We start from the raw sequence: 25,870 nt of genomic DNA on the forward strand, positions 1-25,870 counted from the left end.
ATGAATAACAATAGCAAATATAAAGTTGGTATTATAGGTTTTGGACCTAAGGGTTTTTATGGTTTTGAAAGATTGATAGCTTATTTAAATGAGGCTAAGGTATCTAAAACCGTACAAATTCATATTTTCAATAATACATCGTTTTTAGCTTCAGGCGATGTATATAGATCAGATCAGCCAGAATACTTGATAATGAATTACGCCAACCGTAATATCAATAGTTGGGTTTTAAAGGAACCTTTTTCATCGGCTACTGAAACCCCGGATTTTGTCACATGGCTAACGGATAATGGATATAACGCTGTTGCTTCTGGAACATATGCTCCAAGAGCTCTAGTAGGTGATTATTTGGTAGATTGTTATCAATTCGTATTGGAGCAATTGCCAATGAACATTGAGGTAGTTACCCACATTGGTACGGTAACTAATATGATAAAAGAGGATGATGATTATCAGGTGTTTTATAGGGATAAAACAAGCGGCAAGCAAGAAGCTGTTGTTTGTAACAAAGTCCTGTTTACAACGGGTCACCATTCTTTTAAGACTCAAAAAAAACAAAGCGATAATTCAGATAGTAAGATTGATTTTATTTATCCAACCAATAAAAAATTAAAGCATATCTCTTCACCATCTTTGGTAGCAATAAAAGGTTTCGGATTAACGTCAATAGATGCAATTTTGGCTTTGACAGAAGGCAGAGGGGGGAATTTTGAAAAAAATGATATCGGCGATTTAAAATATGTTTCTTCAGGGAGAGAGCCTCAAAAAATATACCCGTTCTCAAGAACAGGTTTACCTATGATACCAAGGAATGGTTCATCTCCGGCTGATACGGATTTGTATTTTTTAACCGAAGAGTTTATAGCTAGACTAAAACAACATAGACCTATTAATTTTCATAGTAGGCTGTTACCCCTAATCAAGAAAGAATTTTATTTTTCATATTACACTGTACTGTTCAAAAATTATGGTCATCAGTTTTATTTTGATACCGATTTTTCGGTAATGGAAAAACAGGTGAAATATTTTCATGAGGACTATCCAAACGCTCCTGTTTTCAATTGGGAAACTATAGTAAATCCGTTTAAAGAGAAGTCTGTCTTATCAACTGATGAAGTACAAGATTACATGCAGTATTTGATTAATGAGGTTGCAAATGGAGAAGAAAAAAGTCCGCTCATATCAGCTGTTGCCACATGGCGTAAAATCAGTCCGATTTTTAATGAGCTCTACAGTTTTGGAGGTTTAGATGCGGTTTCGCACAAGGAATTTGATTCATATTATTTCGGCTTGTTCAACCGCCTATCTTACGGTCCGCCAGTAAAGAACATGAAAAAAATATTAGCCTTAAGTAAAGCAGGGGTTTTAGATTTTACTTATGCCAAATCTGCAACTATTTCTACAGACGATTCCGATAATAATTTTAGTCTACATATAGAAAACGGTCAGAGAACCCAGATAGATTATGTAGTAAATGCCACAATATCAAGAGCTAAAGTAGGTAGGTTTGAAAATGAACTTTATCAGAATTTATTGAAAAATGGACTAATTCGTGAATTCGAAAATAAATCAAAGACTAGTTATAAACCAGGTTGTATAGAAATTAATAAAGCCGGAAATGCTATAGACGTTAATGGTCATATCAACCATGATATTTCATTTTATGGAACACCTACTGAAGGCATAACCTGTGATAACGATACCCTGTCAAGAACCCGAAACGATTTTGCATCTATTTGGGCAAAATATATTTGTGAAGAAATTAAAGAGAAAGATGAAAGAATTGAAAATTATAAAAGACAAAAACATGTATTTTAAGGGAAAACCTGAATATCAATTAACCCCAAAAACTTCTGACTGGATGCATGAACTATTTAATGACCAAGCGGTTGTTAGAGGTTTGGTGGAAAGATATGGTTCACCGATAAATATACACCACTTACCATCTTTCAATAAAAATTGCGAAAACTATCAGCAGCTTTTTCAATCGTACGGATTAAAATATAGAATTTTTTACGCTAGAAAAGCGAACAAATCTAAAGGTTTGGTAAAACAGGCATTTGCATCTGGTATAGGTGTAGATACCGCTAGTTTTAAAGAATTGGAACAGTCTCTAGCATTGGGCGGAAATGCTGAAAATTTAGTGCTGACTGCAGCCATAAAAACCGAAGCACAGATAGAACTGGCAATCAATAATGGAGTACCTATTATCTTAGATAATGAAGATGAATGTAGATTGACCCAAACTGTAGCCGCTAAATTGAATAAAAAGGCAAATGTTGGTTTTCGAATTAGCGGATTTGAAGTTGATGGCGAGAAACTTTATAGTCGTTTTGGATTTGATGTAGATGAGGTGGTAGATTTTATTGCTTCTTACGTAGGTGACGGTAAAACTTTTGATTTACTAGAAGTAACCGGGCTTCATTTTCATTTAGATAGTTATTCTACACATCAACGTAGTATCAGTTTAATTGCTAGCACTCATATAATATCAGCTTTAAAGGAAAAAGGATATCCTATTTCCTTTATTGATATAGGTGGCGGTATTTTAATGAATTATTTAGAGGATGAGGAAGAATGGACCAATTTCAATGAAAAATTAAAGGACGTGGTAATAAATCAGAACAATGATATTACGTTCAATAATAACGGATTAGGCTTTAGATTGGAAGATGGTAAGTTGAACGGAAAGCTCAATACCTACCCGTACTTCAATAAAATAAATAAAGGTTCCTTTATAAGAGAAGTACTGGATTTTACGGATGATGTATCTGGATTGTCGGTAGCTTCTTTATTACTTCAACACAATATCGAAATCCGTATTGAGCCGGGTCGCTCTTTATTAGATCAAGTGGGTATGACGGTTGCGAAGGTCATCCATAGAAAAAAAGATGCCAAAGGTCAATGGTTGGTTGGTTTAGAAATGAATATGAGTCAGATGATGAGTTCTAGTGCCGATTTTCTTTTGGATCCCTATATGTTGTATAATTCAGAAGTAGAGGAGGATGAATGTGTTGATGTATTTTTTACCGGAGCCTATTGTTTGGAAAGAGATGTACTATTAAAACGTAAAACTACATTGCCCAGATTACCAGAATTAGGGGAGTATGTAGCCTTCGTAAACACTGCTGGTTATATGATGCACTTTTTTGAAACCGAAGCGCACCTTTTTGAACTATCTACGAATTTAATATTTACAGGGTCTAATGAGAAGCTATCATTTTTTCAGTTTATAGATGATAATAAGATTGTACTAGAATAGAATGGTGAAATGCATCAATAACTAAGTGTTTTAAGACAAGGGGAATTTAGAGTATTAGATAAATTGTATAAAAACAATATATCATGAAAATACAAGCATATTTAGCCTTCAACGGCAATTGTCAGGAAGCTTTAAACTTCTATGCAAATTTGTTCAACGCAGAAATAAAGAATAGACAAACGTACGAGGAAAAGAAAATTGATGTTCCATCATCATTCCGTCAAAAACTACAACACGCAGAGTTAAAAGGAAAAGGGGTCCACTTTATGGCATACGATGCCTCGCCAGATACACCATTGAACAATGGTAATCAAATTAACATGAGTGTTGATACTAATGATTTAGATGAGGGAAAACAATTATTCAAAGATTTATCGAGTGGGGGACAAGTACATCACGAGTTTAGAGAACGAGAATGGGGACATTTTGGTAGATGCACCGATCGCTTCGGAATTGGGTGGATGGTAAATGTAGATAAGTAAGCATTTACAAATAAGTGAATTATAAAATTAAGTAAGAACTATCGAGATGAACCTCATTTAGAGGTTTATCTCAATTATTATATAAAAGAAAACTATGGATATTATTTATGAGTATGATGGCGTTACCGCTAGTCAAAGATTAGAAAGTTTTGCGGAAGAGAAGTTGAATAAACTACACAAGAAGTTTGATGACATCATTCGAGCAGATGTATTTTTGAAACAAGAAAATACATCATCAGATGAAACAGGTATGATTTGCAACATACGTTTAAGTCTACCGGGACCACGAATTTTTGCAGAAGCCAGTAATCAAAATTTTGAAGAATCGGTTATTGAGTCAGTAAGCGAATTAGAACGCCAACTGAAAAAGCGAAAAGACAAAATGAAAGCTTATTAACGAGTATAAAAAAAGCCCTTGCAATTGCAAGGGCTTTTTACTTTATAAGTATATCTACTATCTGTGATGTTCTAAGATTTCAGTAGTTTCTAAATCATTCTGCAAAAATTCTTTTTGCGCCCTAATAATTTCTTTTAAGCGGTGTGGCATCATAACTTCTGCAAGTGCATTATCATAATCATTAATTGCAGCTTTATCGCCTCTAACAGCTTCTTCTAACATTGCTTCGTCATTATCTTCTGCGAAAAATGCTTTTACATCCATCCAAGTTCTATGCAATGTACCTGCTGCACTTCCTTCAATTTCTACGCTACCTAAATCTAGTTCTGGCACCGCTGCTCTAAGTTCTCTTAAGAATTGCATGCGATCAATAACTTTTTTCTCAAAATATCTTTTGATTCCTACTTCCTTTGAATTTTCAGATGCTTTTTCAAACCCTTTAATTGCATCTTCATTTTTACTTACCAAGTCTTTTAAATGGTCTTCAATTTTTGCTATATCAGTATTCATATTTTAAATTTTATAAGGCGGTTATGCCTTTGATTAAATAAATTTTCTAATACTAAGATACAGGCATTAAATCAGTAAGCTTAGCTATAAAAAATAGTAGTTTTGCTCTATTCAATAATCTGTAAACTACTGTAATCATTAGTGTTTGTTATAGTTATTAGCATATATTTTCTACGGATAGAGTTAAGTTTAAATAAGCTTAAATACTATTTTGGACGAGAACAATAAAAAAGAAGATTATGGGATTATCACCACTATTTGGAGTAGCGAAATTATTAGTAAGAAGTAGAAAATTGAAAATGGCAGCGGTAGGCTTACAGTTGGCATATTTAGGGTATACCTACATTTCAGATAAAAGAAAAAATAAACAGGTTCAAAAATAATTCAATTTTTTATTTAAATAATTGATTATAAGAAGATTATGGCAATTTATCGATTGTATAGTTCATTAAATTTTTAAAAACCTATGAATTTTTATTAATAATTAATTGAATGAGTTACAAGACCTTTGGAGTATTAATCCCCAAAATCTAGTAACATGAACAATTCAATTAAAATCAGCCTTTTGTTTGCTTGTATGGCAACCATGGGCTATGGCCAAGATTTGGCCTACAATGACAACGGTACAAGTTTTCAACAAAGAAAGGTTGAAGAAGTAACTAACCGTACAGAAAATTATAATCAACTAAAGACACTTGGTTTTTCTGATGCAGAAATCTTTGAAGATTTAGGTAATGCCAATTTCCTGACCAAAAAATATGCAAATGCATTATACTGGTATGGTAGATTAATGGAAATCTCTGCAGATGGTACTTTAAAAAGAAGCTATCAGAAAAGATTTGACCACGCAGTTTCTCAATTAGGTAAAGAAGTTCAGAATGAGTTAGCAGATGAAAATTGGACGGAATTAGTTAAAGACGATTACAAAATGACTCGCGCAGTTGTGCCATCTCGTCTTACCTCTAATAATAGAAGAAATTTTTTACCTTGGGATGATCAGGGTACCACTAAAGAGTTTGCGTCAAACAATGCAGCTCCAGTAAAAACTACTGGTGAGTATGCCCCACCGGTAGCATTGACAAATGGTGGTAACACTGCCTACTACAGTAAAATAACATACCGAAAACCTACAACAGGTATGTTCTCAAAAAAGAAAGAAATACACAAAATTTACAAAGCTGATAAAGTTGGTGGAGAGTGGAAAAAAATTACGGAAGTGGCTGTATGCCCAGGTGATTACTCTGCAAAGCATCCGGCAATTTCGCCAGACGGTAGTCGATTATTCTTTGCATCTAATATGCCAGGTACTTATGGCGAATATGATATATATGTAGCAACAATTCAAAAAAATGGAATGTTAGGTCAAGCGAAAAACTTGGGTTCAAAAGTAAATACAGCGAAGAATGACGTTCTTCCAAATCCTATTTCAAACGGTAGTTTGGTATTCGCATCAGACGGTAGAGAAGGTTATGGAGGCTTAGATGTATATATGGTAGAAGTTGGTCAACGTAGCGTTGGTCTAGCAGTAAATATGGGCAATACCATCAATAGTTCTTATGACGAGTATTCGGTAAATCTTTTACAAAGCGATGGTTCTGGCTATGTAGTGTCTAACAGAATGGCACAAGGTAAGCATACACAAAATGTAGCTTTCAATTTAAGTGATAAGCCTATAAATGATAAAGATAGAGACGATCGCTTCTTAGAAGCCTTTAACTCAGATAGACGAACGCAGTATTCAAGTTCTGTTTTCGAAGATGAATAACCACCCATTATTCATTTCCCCCAATTCATTTGACAAATTCAATTCTAATCACAAAATCAATCGTTATGGAAAGTCCTTATAAAATCAATAGTTTTCTTATTGCTTTATTCTTATTGGCTCTTGTCCAAACAGTAAAAGGTCAAGAAACCAATGCAAATTTAGGATCAAGCAGTACGTACCACAACCAATTATTCTTCAACAGGTTTTTTATAAACCCTACGTTCTCTTTGGTACGTGAGAATAAATCATATTTAAACATTTTACATAGAAATCAATCTGCAACATTCGAAGATAATAGTCAAAACTATTTTTTAGGTTTCAGTAATAAATTAAACGAAAATACTGCAGTAGGTATTGGTGTTTACAGCCAATGGTCTGGTGTTGTGCAAGAATTTGGTTTCAATGCCAACTACGCATCGGCAGTACGATTAGGAGAGAAATCTGTATTAACCTTTGGTACGAACGTAACCTATTTCAATCAAGGTTTAGATAAAAACAGGATTGTCGTAGGTGAAGACGATCCAAAATTGGCAGATGCAAGAAAAGAAAGTAAGATTGCCATACAACCAGGTATGAACTTGTCTTTAGGTAAGTTCGATTTTGGGTTCTATGCAGAAGACCTTTTTAAATACAATCAAACAACGAACGAATTTTTAACCGAATTGTCTACAAAGAGTGTAAAGGCTTCGGTACAGTATACACACTCATTCGAACATTCAAGAGGACTTTTCACAGATGCTCGTTTAATGCCAATGGCACAAGTGGGTCAAAATTATGATGGTAGTTTATATTACTTTGGATCGTTATTATTAGACATGCCAAACTACGGATGGTTACAAACAACGGTAGATGAAGAGTATGGTGTAGCGGCAGGTGTTGGTTTTAACCTAAGTGAGAAAATGTCTTTAGGGTATTTAATGGAGAAAGATTTATCAAGTGAAGATGCTAATTTAGGTTGGAATCATGAAATCACTTTAGCTTACAAATTCAAAGATGATGATTTGGCGATATCGGTAGCAGATAATTCATCAGACAATCAAATAGATAATATAGTACGTAATTATGAAGAGCAGATAGCTCATTTAATAGAAGAAAGAGATAGTGCTAGAAAATCGGGTCGTAAGAGACAAGATGCATCTTCTAAAGCTACTTCTACGGCTTCAGAAAGTAGTTTAGCATATGAGAACAAAATTATTTTAGATGAGTTGATTCTACGTCAAGATTCTATAGAGATTGAAAGAATAGCAGCATTTGAAGAACGATTCGAGTTAATTGTTAGAATGTTACGTAATGATATTGATACAACGATCAAGAGCTCTTTGCAAGACTTTAGCGTAGAGGAAAACACATCTTATGCTTCTAACGATTTAAATAATGATGCAATTGATTTTGTAACAGAACCTGCAGATGCTTTTGCTACCGCAACTACATCATCAACTGTAGCAACAGCAACTTCTTCCAGAAGAGCAAATTTTAAAGAATTTCCGTTTACAAGAGATAATTTTAAAGAGTTACCGGTGAAAATGATGGTAGATGCTAATGTTATCGATATGAATTCTGGTTACTATGTAATTGCAAATGTATATAGCCAAACAAAGTATATGAATGCATTTATGAAAGATTTACGTGAGAAAGGATTAGACCCTAAACAATTTTACAATAAAGAAAACGGTCTGTATTATGTGTACTTAGCAGATTACGATTATAAGAACGATGCACAAATGGCAGCAAGTACAGATTTAAATGGAAAATACAATCAAGAGAAATGGATTATGCAAGTAAGCGAAACAACGGCGACTGCATCTAATACTTTTGAAGATGATGATATAAGTATAGAGTAACATATTAAAAATCTATAAACCTTTACGGTTATATGGTTGATTTGAATTGTCAATAAAAGGAGGGGTTGTTGTCCGGGGGGATAACTGGGTTCCCTCCTTTATTTTTGGTTTACATTGGTGGTGAATCTCGGTTTTAACTTTATGTTAACTATCGACGAATTACCTTATTTTTTATAAAAAGGTTGTATTTGAACGAAAATTCTTATGTTTTCAACGGGTATATTGTATTAATATATATATTTCGATCACCAATAAGATTCAAACCCAATTGTATAACCCCAAATCCCCCCACAACCATGAATGAATTTTACCTACTAAATTCCGGTTTCAAAACACATTTTTTTCTTCACAAGATTTCTATCATTTTAGAACTCCGAAATCTCATTAATCCAAAGTTTGGCAAACGCCTCAGTTTTATGAATTGATTCACAAGCGGTAATCCGTTTTTGATTTAATTTTTACTAAACAATTGCGAAGTACAATCTAAATGTTTTGATTGTTCTTCAGGGCATTATTTGTCATTATATATGTAAAAGTGAACGTATAGCATACACTATTAGGTCATAATACATGTCTATTGTTTAGTTATTCAATCCTTGTAAAAGTTGATTGAAATTTCTCAAAACTAACTGTAGTTATTGTTCTTTTTTAGAATGATAGCTTCAAAAACTATGGAGATTATGAAAAATTCAAGCATTAGAATAATAGTATTAGAAAAAGATACCTCATTACATTCTGTATATAAAAATCACTTCGAAGAAATTGATGGTTATGAAGTGGTAGGCAGCTATACATCTGCCAAAGATGCCATTAAAGATTATAAGTTTACCAAACCTCATATTGTACTTTCAGAAATTGAATTGGATGATATGAATGGGGTAGATGCCATTAAACTTTTCAAGAAAAAAGACTGGGAAGTAAATATCATCATGTTCAGTGAAATCAATGATTTTGACATTATTAAAAATGCATTCAAGAAAGGAGCAAATGGTTATTTAACAAAACCATTGACCTTAGATAAATTAGAACATGCATTACGTAGTATGGAGAAAGAAGGTGCAGCGATGAGCAATGATATCGTTAAGAAAATCATTAGTAATTTTCATAGAAAGACATTTGCCTTTTTCTCTGAAAGAGAAAATCAAATTGTAGACTTTTTATGTCAAGGAGCTACTTATAAAATGATTGCGCAAAAGTTATTTGTAACTCCCAGTGCAGTGAATTTCCATATACAGAATATCTATTTAAAGTTAGATGTAAACTCTAAATCAGAAGCGCTTTCAAAGTTAGAGCAGCTTCAAAATCAGTTAGAACAGTATTAAAGTGCTATTTGTTAAGTATTGATTTCTAGAGTAGTGCGAAAACCTTTTCGAAAATAAATTGTTTTTCAAAATATATTTAAATAGCTGACAATCAAATTATTATAAAATATTATTGAGATTTTTATATTTCTGAAAATTCTATTTACGATAATATTTCGTAGTACAAATATTGAATGGTCGGTATAGTAACTATTTTTGGTTTAACTTATTACAGCAAACCAATTTATACTATTTATGTACCATTTAGGATTAGATATCGGAAGTTCATCTATTAAGATTGCTTTGGTAAATGCTTCAACAGGAAAAAGTGTTGGAGTAGTTACAGAGCCAGAGACAGAAATGTCTATGGAAGCTGTAAAAAATGGCTGGGCAGAACAAAGTCCAGAAGATTGGTGGCGCTACGTTTGTAGCGGTATCGAGAAATTATGTGTACAAGAAAATATTATTAAATCTGATATTTCAGGTATCGGAATATCATATCAAATGCACGGTCTAGTGCTTATTGATAAAGAAGGAAATGCCTTAAGAAAATCTATAATTTGGTGTGACAGTAGGGCAGTGGGCATTGGTCAAACAGCCTATGAAGAAATAGGAGCAGAAACTTGCGATACACATCTTTTAAATTCCCCTTCAAACTTTACGGCTTCTAAATTAAAATGGGTCAAAGAAAATGAGCCCGAAATTTACGCGCAGATTTATAAAATGATGCTTCCGGGCGATTACATCGCCTATAAATTATCGGGTGTTGCGAATACTACAGTTTCGGGTTTGTCAGAAGGTATTTTTTGGGATTTCAAAAAGGACGCAATTGCTGATTTGGTATTAGATCAATATGGATTGGATAAAGAAATGATTCCCGATATCGTTGATACCTTTTCTGTACAATCTAAAGTAAATGAAAAAGGGGCAACAGAAAGTGGATTATCAACGGGTACACCCATATTATATAGAGCAGGCGATCAACCAAATAACGCATTGACATTAAATGTTTTTAACCCTGGTGAAGTTGCGGCTACTGGTGGTACATCAGGAGTGGTATATGCCGTGACAGATAATCTTTCTGTGAAAGAAAGTTCACGAGTAAACAACTTTGCACACGTAAATTATTCACCTGGTAAACCAGCCAGAATTGGTAAACTACTTTGTATTAACGGAGCGGGTATTCAATATAGATGGTTATTGAATAATTTAGATGTTGCATCTTACGAAGAGATGAATACATTGGCAAATGAAGTACCAATTGGTTCAGATGGTGTCACAATGATTCCGTTTGGTAACGGTGCCGAAAGAATGTTGCAAAGTAAAGAATTAGGTACAAGAATTCTCAACCTAAATTTAAATAATCATGGTAAGGGTCATTTATGTCGTTCTGCATTAGAAGGTATTGCCTTTTCTTTTGTTTACGGAATGGAAATCATGGAATCTGACGGAATTAAAGTGAACGTGATGCGTGCCGGTAACGACAACCTTTTTCGTTCAGAGATATTTTCGAATACGGTGGCAACCTTAATAGGGTATGATATTGAAATTTATGATACTACTGGGGCAATTGGCGCGGCAAGAGCGGCAAACTTGTACAAAGGCGATTTTGAAGCATTCGGTAAGGCAATTTTAGATAATGATTACGTAATGACTTTTAGTCCGAAGAAAGATAAAAAAGCATACCAAGAAGCTTATGCAACTTGGAAAAAAGAATTGGAATTAATATTGAACAACTTATAAAATCAACATAATGGCAAACAAAGAATATTTTAAAGGAATAGACAAAATTAAATTTGAGGGCAAGGAATCTGACAATCCGTTAGCTTTTAAATACTATAATCCTGATCAAGTAGTAGCGGGTAAAACCATGCGTGATCACTTTAAGTTTTCAACGGCTTATTGGCATACATTCTGCGGTCAAGGTTCAGATCCATTTGGTCCTGGTACACAGAGTTTTGAGTGGGATAAATCTTCTGATGCCGTTCAAGCAGCTAAAGATAAGGCAGATGCCGCTTTTGAATTTTTTGATAAAATAGGGTTTGACTACTATTGTTTTCATGATTTCGATTTAATTCAAGAAGGGTCAACGTTTGCAGAATCTGAAAAGAGATTGGCAACGATAACTGACTACTTAAAAGAGAAGCAAAAAGAATCTGGCAAGAAATTACTTTGGGGTACGGCGAACTGTTTCTCAAACCCAAGATACATGAACGGGGCATCTACCAATCCTGATTTTAATGTATTGGCAAGAGCAGGTGGTCAAATTAAATTGGCTTTAGATGCTACCATCGCCTTAGGTGGTGAGAATTATGTTTTCTGGGGCGGTAGAGAAGGTTATATGTCTTTATTGAATACAGATTTAGGTCGCGAAGTAGATCACATGGGGCAGTTTTTGACTATGGCAAGAGATTACGCGCGTAGCCAAGGGTTTAAAGGGAATTTCTTTATAGAGCCAAAACCAATGGAGCCAATGAAGCATCAGTACGATTTTGATAGTGCTACTGCAATTGGTTTTCTAAAAGAATATGGTTTAGAGAACGATTTTAAAATGAATATTGAGGTGAACCATGCAACATTGGCACAGCACACTTTTCAGCATGAAATTGCTGTAGCAGCAAAAGCTGGTATGTTAGGTAGTTTAGATGCTAATAGAGGTGATTACCAAAATGGTTGGGATACCGATCAATTCCCAAACAACATTCAAGAAACAACAGAAGCCATGTTGGTATTCTTAGCAGCTGGCGGATTACAAGGTGGCGGAGTAAATTTTGATGCAAAAATAAGAAGAAATAGTACGGACTTAGAAGACGTTTTCCATGCACATATTGGTGGTGCAGATACATTTGCAAGAGCATTGATCACTGCAGATAAAATTATCGAATCGTCTTCATATAACAAGTTACGTGAAAATAGATACAGTTCTTTTGATTCTGGTAAAGGAAAAGATTTCGAAAACGGTAAGTTAGATATGAAAGACCTTTACAATATCGCCAAAGAAAATGGTGAGTTAGAATTGCAGAGTGGCAAGCAAGAATTGTTTGAGAATATCATTAATCAATACATATAAATCTTTTAGCCCTTTTACTATTCTAGAATAGTTGTTATTTTGGGCAATGAGTTTTATAAAAAATGAAAATAACTGTCCCGTGGTTTTACCATTAGGGACAGTTTGCTTTTACGAATAATTTAAATGTCAATTTAAATCTGTTCTTTTGCAGTATTAATTATGAAAAAAGTAACTCTAAAAGATATTGCTGGGCATTTTGGTGTTTCTATCTCTACCGTTTCTAAAGCGATAAATGATAGTCACGAAATTAGTACTGACCTAAAGATAAAGATTCAGGCATACGCTAAAGAGAAGCATTACAAGCCTAACCGTTTGGCACTTAACTTATTGAATAAGAGTACCAAGACCATTGGTGTAATCGTACCCAATATTTTAAATTACTTTTTCGTTCAAGTTCTATACGGTATTGAAAAGGTAGCCAATGAAAGTGGCTATAATATCATTAGTTGTATTAGTAATGAATCTAGTGCCAAAGAAACGAAAACACTTGAGTTTTTTGACGCGGGTACTGTAGATGGCGTAATTATGTCGTTAGCAGAAGAAAGTCAGAACGAAGACACGCACGAAGCATTAATCGATGTAATTAATAACGATATTCCTGTAGTACTTTTTGATAGGGTTTCAGAAAACGTACAATGCGATAAGGTTGTTGTTGATGATTTAGAGGCTGGGTATAAAATTACCAAACACCTAATAAATATTGGTTGTAAAAATATAGCGGTCGTTAACCCGATATCTAGTTCAAGCGTTGGTAAATTAAGACTTTTAGGATATAAAAAAGCGTTAGAAGAATTAGATATTCCTTTTGATGCTAAGCTGGTTATCAACCTTACCGTAAAAGATGATTTAGATTTATTGATGTCTTTTCTACTGAATTATAAAACCATAGATGGTATTATAGGTATCGATGAACTAATTGCCGTTCAAGTTTTAGAAGTAGTGAAAGCAAGAGGATATAATGTACCAAATGATATTTCAATAATAGGCTTTACAAACGGACAGTTATCTAAATACGTAACTCCGTCATTAACAATGGTGAGTCAGCATGGTAAATATATAGGCGAGCAAACCGCTAAACTGTTGATTAACAGAATTAAAAACCCTGGTTTGCCGTATGAGACTAAGGTTGTGAAAACGAGCTTGCTGGTAAGAGATTCCACCAAAAAACTACAATAAACTAGACCGAATCTGGGTGTGGGTGTATCCATTCGCCACGATAGTCACGTTGCAATAATGTAGTAGCTTCTGGGTCGTTTATGACCGTTCTACTTTCTGGGTCATATATTAAAGGTCTTTTTAGATCCATCGATAAATTAGCTAAAATACAGCTAGCGGTAGAAATGTGTCCGTTTTCAATATCAGCAACGGGTTTGGTATTGTTTTGTATAGCATTTAAAAAATCTATCATATGCTTACGAGTAGCCGGTGCGGCATGTAATTCAATATCTTTTTCAGATAAGTCTTCAGGATATTTCTCTTTCTCATAAACAACATCAAAGCGAATAGTTTCACTACCATCTACAGGTATAAATTCCGCTTTCATCACATCGCCCATTAGAACACCTTTTTCTCCGTATATTTTAAAAGCCCAGGGGTAATCAGTATCATCTGGGTTTCCCCATGTTCTATGCTGCCAATTACAATTATGGTCGTCATATTCGAATACGGCAGATTGGGTGTCGGATATGTTCGATTTTCCATCCTTCTGAACAAAAATTCCGCCTTCAGAACTAATCCGTTTGGGCCATCCTAAATCGAGCATCCAACGAACGGTATCTAACATGTGTACACACATATCACCTGTAATTCCGTTTCCATATTCTCGAAATGTACGCCACCATCTTTTGTGCGGTAATCCGTCATAAGGTCTCATAGGTGCGGGACCTGTCCACATTTCATAATCAAAGAAATCAGGCACTTCTTGCTCTGGCGGATTTCCATTGGCACGCATATGATAATAGCAACTCATATCTACGTGACCAATGGTACCTAGCAATCCGGCATCAATAATTTGCTTTTTAGCATCTATAAGGTGCGGCGTACTTTTTCGCTGTGTACCCACTTGTACGACTTTGTTATATTTTCTAGCAGCAGTGACCATTGCTTCACCCTCCATAACATCTACACTAATCGGTTTTTGAACATAAACGTGAGCTCCAGATTTTAAGGCGGCAATACAAGTTAAAGCATGCCAATGATCGGGTGTGCCTATAAGAACAATATCTAATTTGTCGCTTTTCAACATGGTTCTATAATCAGAAAAAAGTTTTGGTTTTTTGCCATTTTTTTGCCGCTCAGAAACTAATTGTGCTGCAGTATTTAATTGATTGGTATCAACATCACAAAGCGAAACCACTTCTACATTTGCCACCTGAATAAGACGTAATAAATCGCCTGTACCATACCAACCAGTACCGATAAGTGCTACTTTTTTTGGCTTTTCGTCTGCGAAAAATTCAAAAGCGTAAGAAGGTAAAGAAGTAAATAGTAGCGATGCCGATGCTGCTTTAATAAAATTTCTTCGCTTTAATGATTGAGGTTGCTTAGGCATGACAAGTTGAGTTTAAGTAGATTATGAACATCACAAATAAAGTAGTTAAGATAGCAAATACTTCAAAAATAATATTCAATGATTATGAATTTGTTAATATGAGGCATAAATAGGTATATTTAAATCAAAATTTTATTACATACAATGAATTTACGTTTTATACTGATGATGCTGTGCCTGGTGGTTACTACTTTTACCAAGGCTGAAATTACATTACCTAAAATATTCTCTAATGAAATGGTCTTGCAGCGAGAAAGCGACGTTTTGTTGTATGGCTGGGCAGACCCTAATGAAGAGTTTACGATTTACACAAGTTGGAACGATGAGACCGTTGCCGTTAAAACAGGTAATGATGCAAAATGGGAAATCAATGTAAAAACACCACAAGCAGGCGGACCGTTTCAAATAACATTTAAGGGTAGTAAAAACGAAATTACTTTGAAAGATGTATTGATAGGCGAGGTGTGGCTTTGCTCTGGGCAAAGTAATATGGAGTGGAGTGCAAACAGTAAAATCGCGAATAGAGATTTTGAAGTCGAGAATGCAAATTACCCGAATATTCGAATGTTTACAGTAGCGAAGAGAACTGCTAAATATCCACAAGAAGATACGGCAGGTACATGGGTAGCTTGTTCGCCTGAAACCATGCAAAACTTTAGTGCTGTTGCCTATTTTTTTGCGAGAAAAGTTCAAAAAGAGTTAAATATTCCCATCGGATTAATAGATAACGCATGGGGAGCATCTAGCGCAGAAGTCTGGACTCCGGCGTCTGTTTTTAAAGAACACCCTGAATTGGTAGAAGCGCACAAAAAAGTAGAACCAAATAAATGGGTAACGGTAGAGAAATCTACATTGTATAATGGCATGATCGCACCGTTGACCAAGTTTAAGATTGCAGGTACACTTTGGTATCAAGGCGAAGCTAATACGGCAAACGCAGAAAGCTACCAAGAGCTTTTTAGTAAAATGATTACTTCTTGGCGTACAGAATGGAATAACGATTTTCCATTTTATTATGTACAAATAGCGCCATTTAAATATGATCAAGAGTTTGCGGGTGGTATGGTACGCGACCAGCAACGAAGAACTTTAGCGTTGAAAAATACGGGTATGGCTATGACCAGTGATATTTGTACGACCGAAAACATTCACCCTTTAAATAAACAAGATGTAGGTTTACGATTGGCGAATATCGCGTTGAAAAATCACTACGGTTTATTAGCCGATACAGAAGTATATGGTCCGCTTTACGAATCTTTTGAAGTAGACGGCAATCAATTAAAAGTGAATTTCACTCACGCCGACGGATTATATAATAAAGGAAAGAAAATAACATTGTTTGAAGTTTCAAATGCTGCCGGAGAATGGTTTTCTGCGAAGGCAAAATTGAAGAATAATGAGGTAGTAGTAAGCTCAAAAGAAGTGAAAAATCCGACAGGGGTGAGGTATGCTTTTAAAAGTACAGACATAAGTACCTTGTTCAATAAAGAGGGTTTACCGGCTTCTACATTTATAAGTGAATAACAAAGTTGCCATAAACTGACTAATGTGCTTAAAAAATATCCGTCCGTCCAGTAACGAATGTTATTCAGCTAAAAACACAGGTTTTTATTTTATTAAATAGTTAAATTGTAATCAATAACTAATTTCAAATTATGCAGATAAAAGAATCCTCAGAAATCTTTGATGTTATCATCGTAGGTTCAGGAGCTGGTGGTGGTATGGCTACCAAACAATTGGCAGATGCAGGTTTAAATGTAGCTGTTGTAGAGGCGGGTCCATTTTTTGACCCAGCTGATCCAAAAACCATGACGCAATTAAAACAACCATATGATTCACCACGAAGAGGAGCAGGAACAACCCGTGCTTTTGGTGAGTGGGATATGTCTTGGGGAGACTGGGAAGTAGAAGGAGAGCCATATACACACGCAGAAGGTACTGAATTTAAGTGGTGGCGTGCAAGAATGCTAGGAGGACGAACCAATCACTGGGGGCGTATTTCTTTACGTTTCGGACCTAAAGATTTTAAAGGAAAAACCCGTGATGGCCATGGCGATGACTGGCCAATAGGATATGAAGATGTTAAACCATATTACGATAAATTAGACAAGTTAATTGGTGTATTTGGCACCAATGAAGGTAGAGAAAATGATCCTGACGGATTCTTTCTTCCTCCCCCGAAACCAAGATTGCACGAATTATTTTATATCAATGGCGCAAAGAAGTCAAATATACCGGTGATACCGGGTAGACTTTCAATGTTGACCAAAAGAATTAATGAAGATCGTGGCGTTTGTTTCTATTGCGGGCAATGTGGTAGATCATGTCAAATATATGCTGATTTCTCAGCAGGTAGTTGTTTGATCTTTCCGGCTCAAAAGAGTGGTGGACAGGTAAAACTGTTTGTGAACTCAATGGTGCGTGAGGTACTTACCAATGACGAAGGTAAGGCGACAGGTGTATCGTACATCAACAAAGAAGATAGAAAAGAATATACCCTTAGAGGTAAAGTGGTGGTTTTAGCTGCATCTGCATGTAGTTCTGCACGTATACTTTTAAACTCTAAGAGTAAGCAACACCCTAACGGATTAGGAAACAGTAGTAACCTTGTTGGTAGATATTTACATGATTCTACAGGATCGGGTGCTGCAGGTGTTATACCAGGATTAATGAATAGAAAGACATCTTATAATGAAGATGGTGTAGGTGGTATGCACGTTTACTCACCTTGGTGGGGCGATAACTCAAAACTAAATTTCCCAAGAGGATATCATATTGAAGTTTGGGGTGGTATGAGTCAACCTAACTACGGTTTTGGTTGGGATCCAAATGCCTTGAACCAATACTTCGGATTAAAATCTGGTGGTTATGGTGAGAGCTTACGTGATGATGTAAAGAAATACTATGGATCTGTAATAGGATTTGGTGGTCGTGGAGAAGCAATTGCTTACAAAGACAATTACTGTGAAATCGATCCTACAACAGTAGATCAATTTGGTATACCTGTTTTAAAGTTTAACTATAAGCATTCAGAGTACGAGGTAAATCAGGCGAAACACATGCAAGATACCTTTGAAGAGATTATTCATAATATGGGAGGTCATTACTTAGGAGACAAGCCAGGTAAGGATAAAGATTACGGATTGAACAAACCAGGTGAGATCATTCACGAGGTAGGTACGACAAGAATGGGAGATGATCCTAAAACATCTGTTACCAATAAGTTTCAGCAGTTACATGATGCAGATAATGTATTTATTGTAGATGCAGGGGTATTTGTATCTCAAGCAGATAAGAACTGTACTTGGACGATTATGGCGCTTTCTTGGAGAGCATCAGATTATATCATTGAACAATTAAAGGCACAAAATATTTAGGATGATGGATAGAAGAAAGAGTTTACAAACTTTAATACTCGGTGGTGCTGCGGCAACCTCTGGGCTAGTCTTCAATTCATGTAAGACTGAGAATGGTGAATCTGTAGATGAAGTAATTTCAACCAGCAGTGAGAAGTTTTTTGGTAGAACGCCAGAAGAATTGGATCGTATAGAAAAACTGAACGCTGAGCAATTGTTCAATGAGCATGAGATGGAAACTATCGCAGCTTTAAGTGTTGTGATACTTCCTCCAAAAGAACCACATGGTGGTCCGATAGAAGCAGAGGTGCCGGCACTTGTAGAATTTATGGGTAAAGACATTCCAGAAATGGCGCCTACATTATTAGGTGGTTTAATGTGGTTAGATCATAAAAGTAATACGGAGTTCGGTACCGAATTTAAGTCGGCTACTTTAGAGCAGAAAAAACAGATTTGTGATGAAATCTGCTGGCATGATACTGAGAAACCATTAAGCGAGCAACCATTAGAAATTCAATTTTTCTATACCATGCGTGGTTTGACTGTTACAGGGTACTATACCTCTAAAGTTGGTATTGCAGATTTAGGATATAAAGGAAACTCACCGAACGTTTGGGACGGTGTACCGCAAGATGTACTTGACCAGCACGGTGTAGCTTATGATCCAGAATGGATTGCAAAATGTGTAGACCAAAGTCAACGTAACGTTATGGCTGAATGGGATGACGAAGGAAATTTACTTACGTAATTAATATCAAGATGATAAAAAAAGTAATGATTGCCACTATCCTTTTGGGTAGTGGTTTTTTAGCGCAAGGTCAAGAGGTAGGTTTACAGTTATATAGCCTTAGAAATCAGTTTAAAATGGATGTTTCTAACACTCTGGGATTGATTAATGAATGGGGAATCACCAAAATCGAAGGTGGCGAAACTTATGATATGCCATTAGAAGATTTTAAAGCTCTGCTAGCAGAAAATGATCTTGATATGGTTAGTATTAATGGTAGTTTTGGCGACTTGGAAAATGATATAGAAAAGGTCGTAAAAAATGCTAAAGATTTCGGCGCTAAATATGTAATGTGTGCATGGGTACCTCACGATGATAATAAATGGGATTTAGAAGAAACTAAACATGCCACAGAAGTATTCAATAAGGCAGGTAAGATTTTAAAGAAGAACGGACTCGTATTGGCTTATCACCCACATGGGTATGAATTTAGACCTTATAAAAATGGAACGTTGTTTGACTATATGGCACAGAATGCAAAAGACTTTACTTTTGAATTAGATGTTTTCTGGGCGCAACATGGCGGTGCTGATCCGTTGGCATTGATGAAAAAATATCCGAAGAAATTTACCCTTTTACATTTAAAAGATATGGAAAAAGGTATTGAAGGTAATAATACCGGTCATGAAGAAGATGATACCAATGTAGTGTTGGGAACCGGACAAATAGATATTGCTGGCGTAGTTGCTGAAGCTAAAAAATTAGGCATTGAATATATGTTCATAGAAGATGAATCTAAGAATGTTGTTACGCAAGTACCAAAGAGCTTAGTGTATCTAAAAAGTTTGAAGTAAACCAACAACCAAAAGTGCAATGCAACCTTCTATTTTAAATTAAATAGGAGGTTTTTTGTTTAGAAAAATTTAAAATTTGACTTGCGAGAAAGCCTATTCTACCTTTTTGAATTGTAATAATCTAAAATCGCCAACTTGGTTATTTGGTATTTCAATTGCTTTAAGAGTCAAAGTGCCTTTTCCTTTAGGTAATGATATAATCCCTAAGTTTAAAGGCTTAAATTCCTTTACATAAGATTCCATTCTAGGTACTCGGTCATTTTCTTTGCCAATTAAGGGTGGGTCAAAAGACTGGGTAATTTTTGTTACTATTTTGCTGGTTTTAAAACTTAGTTCTACAATTGAACCCAAATCTTTTTCTGGGCAGGTGTAATACAATTCAACTTGAAAACGACCTTCTTCTAGTATATCTACATTCCATGTAATAGAATCATTTACAGATTTCCAATTGGTAAAAAAAGAGTCGTTTGGCCAACGGTTACTCCGTTTAATATTACCATATGCTTCACCATCTCTAGCAGGTAATTGGGTGTAAATCGCTTTCGGGTAACCCATAGTAAAAGCACGATTATCATTTTCTTTGGTGGTAATGATAGTTTCAATTTCCCAATTAATTTTAGCTTCAAGCATTGCTTTAACTATGGCTGGGTTAGATTTAGAAATATCTTTTGTTTGTCCTCTATCATTAGTTATATCGTATAGTCTGTTTTCGTTATCTAGTCTAAATTTTTGACTTCTAATACTAGTCTTTCCGTTCCAATGATTATAAATATATCGGTTTTTATTTTCCATTTCTCCACCTAAAAGTATCGGACTCAAATCTTCGCCATCAATTGGTAATTCAGTATTTACAGGAATGGAAAGCAGGCTACAAAGAGTAGGTAGAATATCAATACCACTGGCAATTTCATCAAGATGTAATCCTTTTTGAATGTGGTTACTCCACTGTATATAAAATGGAGTTCTAACTCCGCCTTCATCAACATTACCTTTTTTACCTCTCATTCCACCATTCCAACGGTAGGCATTAGGTCCGTTATCAGAAAGGTAAATAATGATCGTATCATCTTCGAGATTTAGATTTTTAATTTTATCAGTAATTCTTCCAACGTTATAATCAATGTTCTCGACCATGGCCAAAGCAGCTTTAGTAAACTGAAGGTCTTCATTTAAATTTTCATCAGATAAGTATTCAAAAGACTTGTCCTTCATTTTATTCCAAAACTCATCGGGTACCTGCATTGGACTGTGCGGAGTGTTATAAGGAAGGTATAGGAAAAAAGATTGGTCAGCATTTTGTTCAATAAATTCAAGTCCTTTATCCGTCAGGTCATCAACCAAAAATCCATCGCCCTTTACCAATGCTCCATTATGCTCTAACATAGGGCTAAAGTAGTTGCCCCAATGCCCAGATGCGAATCCGTAGTACTCGTTAAAACCTCTGCTATTTGGGTGGTATGGTGGTTGCATACCATTATGCCATTTGCCGAAAGCTGCTGTATGGTAACCAGCTTCTTGTAGTATTTCTGCTATGGTAGTTTCATTTAAATTTATACGCTCACCACCAGAAGAAGTTTCGTAAACGCCCGTACGGGTAAAATATCTACCCGTTAATATTTCTGCCCTTGTAGGCGAACAAACTGGCTGAACGTAAAAATTAATAAACGATGCACCATTAGTCTTTAAAGCATCTATATTCGGTGTATTTAAATTGCGATTACCGCTACTACTTAAATCTCCCCAGCCCTGATCATCAGCTAAAAATAGAATAATGCTGGGTTTTTTTATTTCTGATTTAATGCTGTTTTCTTTAACTTTTTCTGAACATGATATTGTGAAAAGTATAATTAGTAGACTGGTAGTAACTTTTATGAATTTCATAAATTATTTTAGAACTTTATTTAGCATAATCAGGTTACGAGTTATTCTTTAATAGCCAAACCAACCATAGAGTCGGCAGTACCATAATATAAAAACCACTTGTTTTTAAAATAAACTAAACCTTGAATAAAGGTAGTGCCTGCTTTGTATTGTCCGCTAATTTCATGAGGTAAGCTTGGGCAAATAAAAGGTACCTCCATTCTTTCAATCATTTTAGTCGGATCATTTTTATCGAATAAGACTTGCCCACCACAATAAGTACCTTCTGGGTATTTAGTAGTTGCACCATCTCCACTTAAGTTTTTACCGTTGTACAGTAAGAGAATACCCGCATCTGTATATAATGCAGGGGGTCCCGGTTCGGTTAAATGACTATCATACTCATTTAAAGTCGGTTTAAAACTATGAAGTAAATCACCTTTTTCAGTTAAGCTAGGTTCCCAATCGACTCCGTTTTCAGAAGTAGCAAGATTAACGAACAGCTCTCCCCAGTACATCAAATACTTTCCATTTTTTTTTTTTGCAATTAGTCGTCCGTTTACTAATTCGTTGACAATTGATCCCGATTTACTCCATTCGTTTAAATATTTTCCTTCATAGGCATTTTCAAAAACCGGACCTTCTTTTATCCAAGTTTTTAAATCTTTAGATGTTGCGCTAGAAAGTCTGGCAACTTCATTATTCCAACTTGTATAAAGCATTATGTAAGTGCCTTCGGGTGTTTCAACAATTCTAGGGTCTTCTACGCCACCAGGTTGGTCCCACTTTGCAAATTCATCGTTATCGGGAAAAAGTACAGGTTTCGCATATTTTGTAAAGTGTATTCCGTCAGTACTAAAGGCTAATCCGATGCGTGAGGTTCTTTCTCCTAAAATAGCATCAGGGTTATCTTCTGCCCTAAACAATAGAAATACCGTATCATTTTTTACGATAGCTCCCGGATTAAAAACATCTGCCTTTTGCCAAAGGACTTCGTTCTTAGAAACCGGATCTAAAAATGTATAGGTAGAATCTGGTTTCATTATTGGATTAAGCTCAGTTTTCTGAAAACCCAAGAGCCATGGAGATGCCGGTTTTTCTAAATTCGTATTTAATGGCTTCTTGTCATTCTTACATGAGAAACATAATAGTGCTAAGCTCAAAAATAGAAATATATGGTTGTTCATGGTTTTTGGTTAAATAGAATTGATAATTATTAATTGAAACTACTTTAAAGATAAAGCACCTCAGGTAAAAATCTGTATCTTGAAACGCAAATAAAATTAGAACATGTTTAAGAATAGCGTTTGGGTATTGTTAGTAATGACAATTCTTGTGTTTACGGTAGGGTGTAAAGAAGAGGCTAAAAATACAAATACAGTTGCCAATAAAAAGCCAGTAGTAGAAATTGTAATAGATTCTATAATAGAACCTAAAGCAGATAAACCAGTATTTAAAAGCTTGGAAGGTGTTGCAGATACTACATTCGTTCGATTAGCAGACTATAGCGATGGCTTTGCGTATGACTTAAGATATGCTACGGATAATAACTTTTTAAAAGAGCAGGTATATGATTGTGGTGAATGTTATACAAGAGCAAAAACTGTAAAGGCATTATTAAAAGCAAATGAAGAATTTAAAAAGCACGGCGTAAAAATAAAATTTTATGATTGCTACAGACCAAATTCTGTGCAGTATAAAATGTGGAAAATAGTCCCTAATCCGCAATACGTAGCCAACCCGGTAAAAGGTTCTATTCACAATAAGGGTGGGGCTGTCGATATTACTTTGGTTACTTTAGATGGAGACGAAGTAAAAATGCCATCTGATTTTGATTTCTTCGGAAAACGTGCTTATCATGACAATTTTGACTTACCACAAGAGATTTTAGATAATAGAAAGCTGCTTAAAGAAACCATGGAAAAACATGGATTCTGGTCTACCAGAACCGAATGGTGGCATTATAATTTACAAGGCGCATCTCATGACCCGATAGCCAACTTTAAATGGGATTGTGAATTAGATTAATCATATGATATGAAAAACATACTATTGTTGTTATTGTTGCTTGTTGTGAGCAATGTTAGCGCTCAAGACACCATTATACCTTTATGGCCAAAGGATAAAATTCCTAATCAAATAAAGAACTCAGAAAAGGAAGTACATGAGCACGATGAAATTTTACGAATTAGTAAAGTTCAGGTACCTACGATGGAGGTCTATTTGCCATCGAAACGAGATGCAACAGGCGAAGCGGTTTTAATTTTTCCAGGTGGTGGCTATGGTATCTTAGCTTATGATTGGGAAGGTACAGATATTGCAAAATTCTTCAATAGTAAGGGTATTGCGGGTATCGTGGTGAAATATCGTTTACCTTCAGATGTTTCTCAGAATGATAAAAAGTACGTACCGTTAATTGACGCACAAAGAGCGATACGCTTAGTTCGTAGTAATGCTGAGCAGTTTAATTTAAAATCAGATAAAATAGGAATAATTGGTTTCTCTGCGGGGGGACATTTAGCATCTACCTTAGGAACACATTTTAATGAAAAAGTGTATAAAGCTGTTGATGAAATGGATAATGAAAGTGCCCGACCAGATTTTATGGCATTAGGGTACCCTGTAATTTCTTTTGGAGAAATGACACACCAAGGATCAAAAAGGAATTTAATAGGGGAGAACCCATCGATTGATATGGTCGATTACTTTTCGAATGAAAAACAAGTTACCGAGCAAACACCACCAACATTTTTACTTCATGCTACCGATGATACGGTAGTACCGGTAGAGAATAGCTTGTTATTCTATAAGGCAGTAAAGGAAAAAGGGGTTTCGGCAACCATGCACATTTACCCAAAAGGCGGTCACGGATTCGGATTAGGTTTACATGATGAGCATTTAAAAGATTGGAGTGGTCGGCTGATAGATTGGATAGTTTCCTTGAGATAGTATTTCAAGTTTTGGTAAAAGATAGATTCTAATCTACAGAACTTCTCTATTTTTGCAATCTGAATTTTTACGGGATGTAGCCCTTCGACTACGCTCAGGATAAACTGCACTACAGTGAATCTTAAGTAGTTGAAAAATTATATAAAATAAGGGAGATATTCTTCCATTAATATTTCGGGATGTAGCGCAGTCCGGTAGCGCACTCGGCTGGGGGTCGAGTGGTCGCAGGTTCAAATCCTGTCATCCCGACCAAGCGATAAAGTGAACCATGTGAATGGTTCACTTTTTTGATTACAAAAATGTCAAAAACATAGTTTTTGTAAACGATTGGAATCAAAAAAGTGATAAGGCGATAGCCTTCACTTTGTCATTTGCAACGAGGGTTCATTAGGATTATGTAAATCCCACTTTAATTCATGAAAGCCTTAAAAAGGGAGTATTTGTCTTGAATAGTATTATATTTTCTAATTGCTTATATTCCGTTATTGTAGACTAACTATAAAGATTAAATCATCTAATGGAATTTGACCGAACTGGAATAATATTATATACTCTTAAATACAAAAGTTGTGTGGAATTTTATGAAAATATTCTAGGTCTCAAAAAAATGTTTGAGAGTAAAAATCTAACTTGTTATGAATTTGGACAAGCATATTTGATGGTGGAATTGGATGATGAATATAATGGACAAAAAAAATTAAAGGAAAGGGCGAAAATGTGTTTGCGGATGAATGTCCCAAACGTAAAAATTTTTGCGGATAAGTTGGCTTCTAATAATATAGAAGTGGACTATCAAGAACATTCTTGGGGTACAATTGCAAAGTTCCGAGACCCTGATGGTAATTTATGTGCATTTAAAGATAGTTCAAAATTTGAAAAACAAATCTTGGATTTTAAGTAAATAGACTAATAGGAACGGAAAACCGAATTTAGGATACAACCTAT

General features: G+C 35.3%; 22 protein-coding genes and 1 tRNA gene. 19 read left to right on the forward strand and 4 right to left on the reverse strand.

Annotation, left to right across the window (positions count from 1 at the left end; all coding sequences use genetic code 11):
* The 4 genes from ACJJVT_RS02620 (at position 1) to hpf (ending at position 4,141) form a co-directional block, all read left to right on the forward strand.
* Positions 1-1,818 carry an FAD/NAD(P)-binding protein gene (locus tag ACJJVT_RS02620; RefSeq protein ID WP_405396217.1) on the forward strand — a complete coding sequence of 606 codons (1,818 nt, stop codon included), beginning with the start codon at positions 1-3 and terminating at the stop codon, positions 1,816-1,818.
* Positions 1,775-3,262: a Y4yA family PLP-dependent enzyme gene (locus ACJJVT_RS02625; protein ID WP_405396218.1), complete on the forward strand. Its 1,488-nt coding sequence runs from the start codon at positions 1,775-1,777 to the stop codon at positions 3,260-3,262. Before ACJJVT_RS02620 ends, ACJJVT_RS02625 begins: the two co-directional genes overlap by 44 nt.
* An 83-nt stretch (positions 3,263-3,345) precedes the next feature.
* Positions 3,346-3,744: a VOC family protein gene (locus ACJJVT_RS02630; RefSeq protein WP_405396219.1), complete on the forward strand. Its 399-nt coding sequence runs from the start codon at positions 3,346-3,348 to the stop codon at positions 3,742-3,744.
* 94 nt (positions 3,745-3,838) lie between these two features.
* A complete protein-coding gene (gene hpf, locus ACJJVT_RS02635; RefSeq protein WP_299801179.1) occupies positions 3,839-4,141 on the forward strand; it encodes a ribosome hibernation-promoting factor, HPF/YfiA family in 303 nt (100 codons plus the stop codon).
* A 57-nt stretch (positions 4,142-4,198) separates the two neighbouring features.
* Here hpf and ACJJVT_RS02640 read toward each other — a convergent pair whose 3' ends face one another.
* Positions 4,199-4,651 (reverse strand): PA2169 family four-helix-bundle protein, encoded by a 453-nt coding sequence (locus ACJJVT_RS02640; protein WP_405396221.1) that lies wholly within the window; start codon positions 4,649-4,651, stop codon positions 4,199-4,201.
* Between the two features lie 239 nt (positions 4,652-4,890).
* On the opposite strand from ACJJVT_RS02640, the gene ACJJVT_RS02645 reads away from it, so the two are divergent.
* The 7 genes from ACJJVT_RS02645 to ACJJVT_RS02675 all read left to right on the forward strand — a co-directional run bounded on the left by ACJJVT_RS02645 (position 4,891) and on the right by ACJJVT_RS02675 (position 13,804).
* Complete coding sequence (locus ACJJVT_RS02645; protein ID WP_282050508.1) at positions 4,891-5,034, forward strand: hypothetical protein; 144 nt, start codon at positions 4,891-4,893, stop codon at positions 5,032-5,034.
* Between the two features lie 155 nt (positions 5,035-5,189).
* Entirely contained in the window at positions 5,190-6,416 is a 1,227-nt protein-coding gene (locus tag ACJJVT_RS02650; protein WP_405396224.1) for a TolB family protein, read from the forward strand.
* A gap of 65 nt (positions 6,417-6,481) precedes the next feature.
* The gene (locus ACJJVT_RS02655; RefSeq protein ID WP_405396227.1) at positions 6,482-8,257 is read left to right on the forward strand and encodes a type IX secretion system membrane protein PorP/SprF; all 1,776 of its coding nucleotides are present in this window, start codon (positions 6,482-6,484) and stop codon (positions 8,255-8,257) included.
* 680 nt (positions 8,258-8,937) lie between these two features.
* Positions 8,938-9,579, forward strand: coding sequence for a response regulator (locus ACJJVT_RS02660; RefSeq protein ID WP_405396230.1), 642 nt, complete (start codon positions 8,938-8,940; stop codon positions 9,577-9,579).
* A gap of 234 nt (positions 9,580-9,813) precedes the next feature.
* Positions 9,814-11,301: a xylulokinase gene (locus ACJJVT_RS02665; protein WP_405396233.1), complete on the forward strand. Its 1,488-nt coding sequence runs from the start codon at positions 9,814-9,816 to the stop codon at positions 11,299-11,301.
* A gap of 10 nt (positions 11,302-11,311) precedes the next feature.
* Entirely contained in the window at positions 11,312-12,628 is a 1,317-nt protein-coding gene (gene xylA / locus ACJJVT_RS02670; protein WP_396627751.1) for a xylose isomerase, read from the forward strand.
* 159 nt (positions 12,629-12,787) lie between these two features.
* A complete protein-coding gene (locus tag ACJJVT_RS02675) occupies positions 12,788-13,804 on the forward strand; it encodes a LacI family DNA-binding transcriptional regulator (RefSeq protein WP_405396236.1) in 1,017 nt (338 codons plus the stop codon).
* 1 nt (position 13,805) lies between these two features.
* Here the strand turns inward: ACJJVT_RS02675 and ACJJVT_RS02680 are convergent, their stop codons facing one another.
* A complete protein-coding gene (locus tag ACJJVT_RS02680; RefSeq protein ID WP_405396239.1) occupies positions 13,806-15,179 on the reverse strand; it encodes a Gfo/Idh/MocA family protein in 1,374 nt (457 codons plus the stop codon).
* A gap of 144 nt (positions 15,180-15,323) precedes the next feature.
* On the opposite strand from ACJJVT_RS02680, the gene ACJJVT_RS02685 reads away from it, so the two are divergent.
* The 4 genes from ACJJVT_RS02685 to ACJJVT_RS02700 all read left to right on the forward strand — a co-directional run bounded on the left by ACJJVT_RS02685 (position 15,324) and on the right by ACJJVT_RS02700 (position 20,116).
* Complete coding sequence (locus ACJJVT_RS02685) at positions 15,324-16,703, forward strand: sialate O-acetylesterase (protein WP_405396242.1); 1,380 nt, start codon at positions 15,324-15,326, stop codon at positions 16,701-16,703.
* Positions 16,704-16,834: 131 nt separating this feature from the next.
* Complete coding sequence (locus ACJJVT_RS02690; RefSeq protein WP_405396245.1) at positions 16,835-18,556, forward strand: GMC family oxidoreductase; 1,722 nt, start codon at positions 16,835-16,837, stop codon at positions 18,554-18,556.
* Positions 18,557-18,560: 4 nt separating this feature from the next.
* Positions 18,561-19,283, forward strand: coding sequence for a gluconate 2-dehydrogenase subunit 3 family protein (locus ACJJVT_RS02695; RefSeq protein WP_282050500.1), 723 nt, complete (start codon positions 18,561-18,563; stop codon positions 19,281-19,283).
* Between the two features lie 11 nt (positions 19,284-19,294).
* A complete protein-coding gene (locus tag ACJJVT_RS02700) occupies positions 19,295-20,116 on the forward strand; it encodes a sugar phosphate isomerase/epimerase family protein (RefSeq protein ID WP_405396247.1) in 822 nt (273 codons plus the stop codon).
* Positions 20,117-20,209: 93 nt separating this feature from the next.
* Here the strand turns inward: ACJJVT_RS02700 and ACJJVT_RS02705 are convergent, their stop codons facing one another.
* Positions 20,210-21,997: an arylsulfatase gene (locus ACJJVT_RS02705; protein ID WP_405396249.1), complete on the reverse strand. Its 1,788-nt coding sequence runs from the start codon at positions 21,995-21,997 to the stop codon at positions 20,210-20,212.
* A 41-nt stretch (positions 21,998-22,038) separates the two neighbouring features.
* On the reverse strand, positions 22,039-23,163 hold the full coding sequence (locus ACJJVT_RS02710; RefSeq protein ID WP_405396251.1) for a glycoside hydrolase family 130 protein: 1,125 nt from the start codon (positions 23,161-23,163) through the stop codon (positions 22,039-22,041).
* Positions 23,164-23,266: 103 nt separating this feature from the next.
* Here ACJJVT_RS02710 and ACJJVT_RS02715 point away from each other — a divergent pair, with 103 nt between their 5' ends.
* From ACJJVT_RS02715 to ACJJVT_RS02730, 4 genes are all read left to right on the forward strand, one after another.
* Positions 23,267-24,004, forward strand: coding sequence for a M15 family metallopeptidase (locus ACJJVT_RS02715; protein WP_405396253.1), 738 nt, complete (start codon positions 23,267-23,269; stop codon positions 24,002-24,004).
* Positions 24,005-24,013: 9 nt separating this feature from the next.
* Positions 24,014-24,925, forward strand: a complete 912-nt coding sequence (locus ACJJVT_RS02720; RefSeq protein ID WP_405396255.1) for an alpha/beta hydrolase — start codon at positions 24,014-24,016, stop codon at positions 24,923-24,925.
* Positions 24,926-25,100: 175 nt separating this feature from the next.
* Positions 25,101-25,177: transfer RNA gene (locus ACJJVT_RS02725), tRNA-Pro, on the forward strand.
* A gap of 265 nt (positions 25,178-25,442) precedes the next feature.
* The gene (locus tag ACJJVT_RS02730; protein WP_324026117.1) at positions 25,443-25,826 is read left to right on the forward strand and encodes a VOC family protein; all 384 of its coding nucleotides are present in this window, start codon (positions 25,443-25,445) and stop codon (positions 25,824-25,826) included.
* Positions 25,827-25,870: the final 44 nt, after the last annotated feature.

Origin of the sequence: Maribacter sp. Asnod2-G09 (assembly GCF_045063795.1) — a bacterium.
GTDB lineage: Bacteria > Bacteroidota > Bacteroidia > Flavobacteriales > Flavobacteriaceae > Maribacter.

Bases quoted from the DNA above. Each gene is read 5' to 3' on its own strand.
- ACJJVT_RS02620 (WP_405396217.1), top strand. From the start codon at position 1: ATGAATAACAATAGCAAATATAAAGTTGGTATTATAGGTTTTGGACCT.
- ACJJVT_RS02625 (WP_405396218.1), top strand. From the start codon at position 1,775: ATGAAAGAATTGAAAATTATAAAAGACAAAAACATGTATTTTAAGGGA.
- ACJJVT_RS02630 (WP_405396219.1), top strand. From the start codon at position 3,346: ATGAAAATACAAGCATATTTAGCCTTCAACGGCAATTGTCAGGAAGCT.
- hpf (WP_299801179.1), top strand. From the start codon at position 3,839: ATGGATATTATTTATGAGTATGATGGCGTTACCGCTAGTCAAAGATTA.
- ACJJVT_RS02640 (WP_405396221.1), bottom strand. From the start codon at position 4,651: ATGAATACTGATATAGCAAAAATTGAAGACCATTTAAAAGACTTGGTA.
- ACJJVT_RS02645 (WP_282050508.1), top strand. From the start codon at position 4,891: ATGGGATTATCACCACTATTTGGAGTAGCGAAATTATTAGTAAGAAGT.
- ACJJVT_RS02650 (WP_405396224.1), top strand. From the start codon at position 5,190: ATGAACAATTCAATTAAAATCAGCCTTTTGTTTGCTTGTATGGCAACC.
- ACJJVT_RS02655 (WP_405396227.1), top strand. From the start codon at position 6,482: ATGGAAAGTCCTTATAAAATCAATAGTTTTCTTATTGCTTTATTCTTA.
- ACJJVT_RS02660 (WP_405396230.1), top strand. From the start codon at position 8,938: ATGAAAAATTCAAGCATTAGAATAATAGTATTAGAAAAAGATACCTCA.
- ACJJVT_RS02665 (WP_405396233.1), top strand. From the start codon at position 9,814: ATGTACCATTTAGGATTAGATATCGGAAGTTCATCTATTAAGATTGCT.
- xylA (WP_396627751.1), top strand. From the start codon at position 11,312: ATGGCAAACAAAGAATATTTTAAAGGAATAGACAAAATTAAATTTGAG.
- ACJJVT_RS02675 (WP_405396236.1), top strand. From the start codon at position 12,788: ATGAAAAAAGTAACTCTAAAAGATATTGCTGGGCATTTTGGTGTTTCT.
- ACJJVT_RS02680 (WP_405396239.1), bottom strand. From the start codon at position 15,179: ATGCCTAAGCAACCTCAATCATTAAAGCGAAGAAATTTTATTAAAGCA.
- ACJJVT_RS02685 (WP_405396242.1), top strand. From the start codon at position 15,324: ATGAATTTACGTTTTATACTGATGATGCTGTGCCTGGTGGTTACTACT.
- ACJJVT_RS02690 (WP_405396245.1), top strand. From the start codon at position 16,835: ATGCAGATAAAAGAATCCTCAGAAATCTTTGATGTTATCATCGTAGGT.
- ACJJVT_RS02695 (WP_282050500.1), top strand. From the start codon at position 18,561: ATGGATAGAAGAAAGAGTTTACAAACTTTAATACTCGGTGGTGCTGCG.
- ACJJVT_RS02700 (WP_405396247.1), top strand. From the start codon at position 19,295: ATGATAAAAAAAGTAATGATTGCCACTATCCTTTTGGGTAGTGGTTTT.
- ACJJVT_RS02705 (WP_405396249.1), bottom strand. From the start codon at position 21,997: ATGAAATTCATAAAAGTTACTACCAGTCTACTAATTATACTTTTCACA.
- ACJJVT_RS02710 (WP_405396251.1), bottom strand. From the start codon at position 23,163: ATGAACAACCATATATTTCTATTTTTGAGCTTAGCACTATTATGTTTC.
- ACJJVT_RS02715 (WP_405396253.1), top strand. From the start codon at position 23,267: ATGTTTAAGAATAGCGTTTGGGTATTGTTAGTAATGACAATTCTTGTG.
- ACJJVT_RS02720 (WP_405396255.1), top strand. From the start codon at position 24,014: ATGAAAAACATACTATTGTTGTTATTGTTGCTTGTTGTGAGCAATGTT.
- ACJJVT_RS02730 (WP_324026117.1), top strand. From the start codon at position 25,443: ATGGAATTTGACCGAACTGGAATAATATTATATACTCTTAAATACAAA.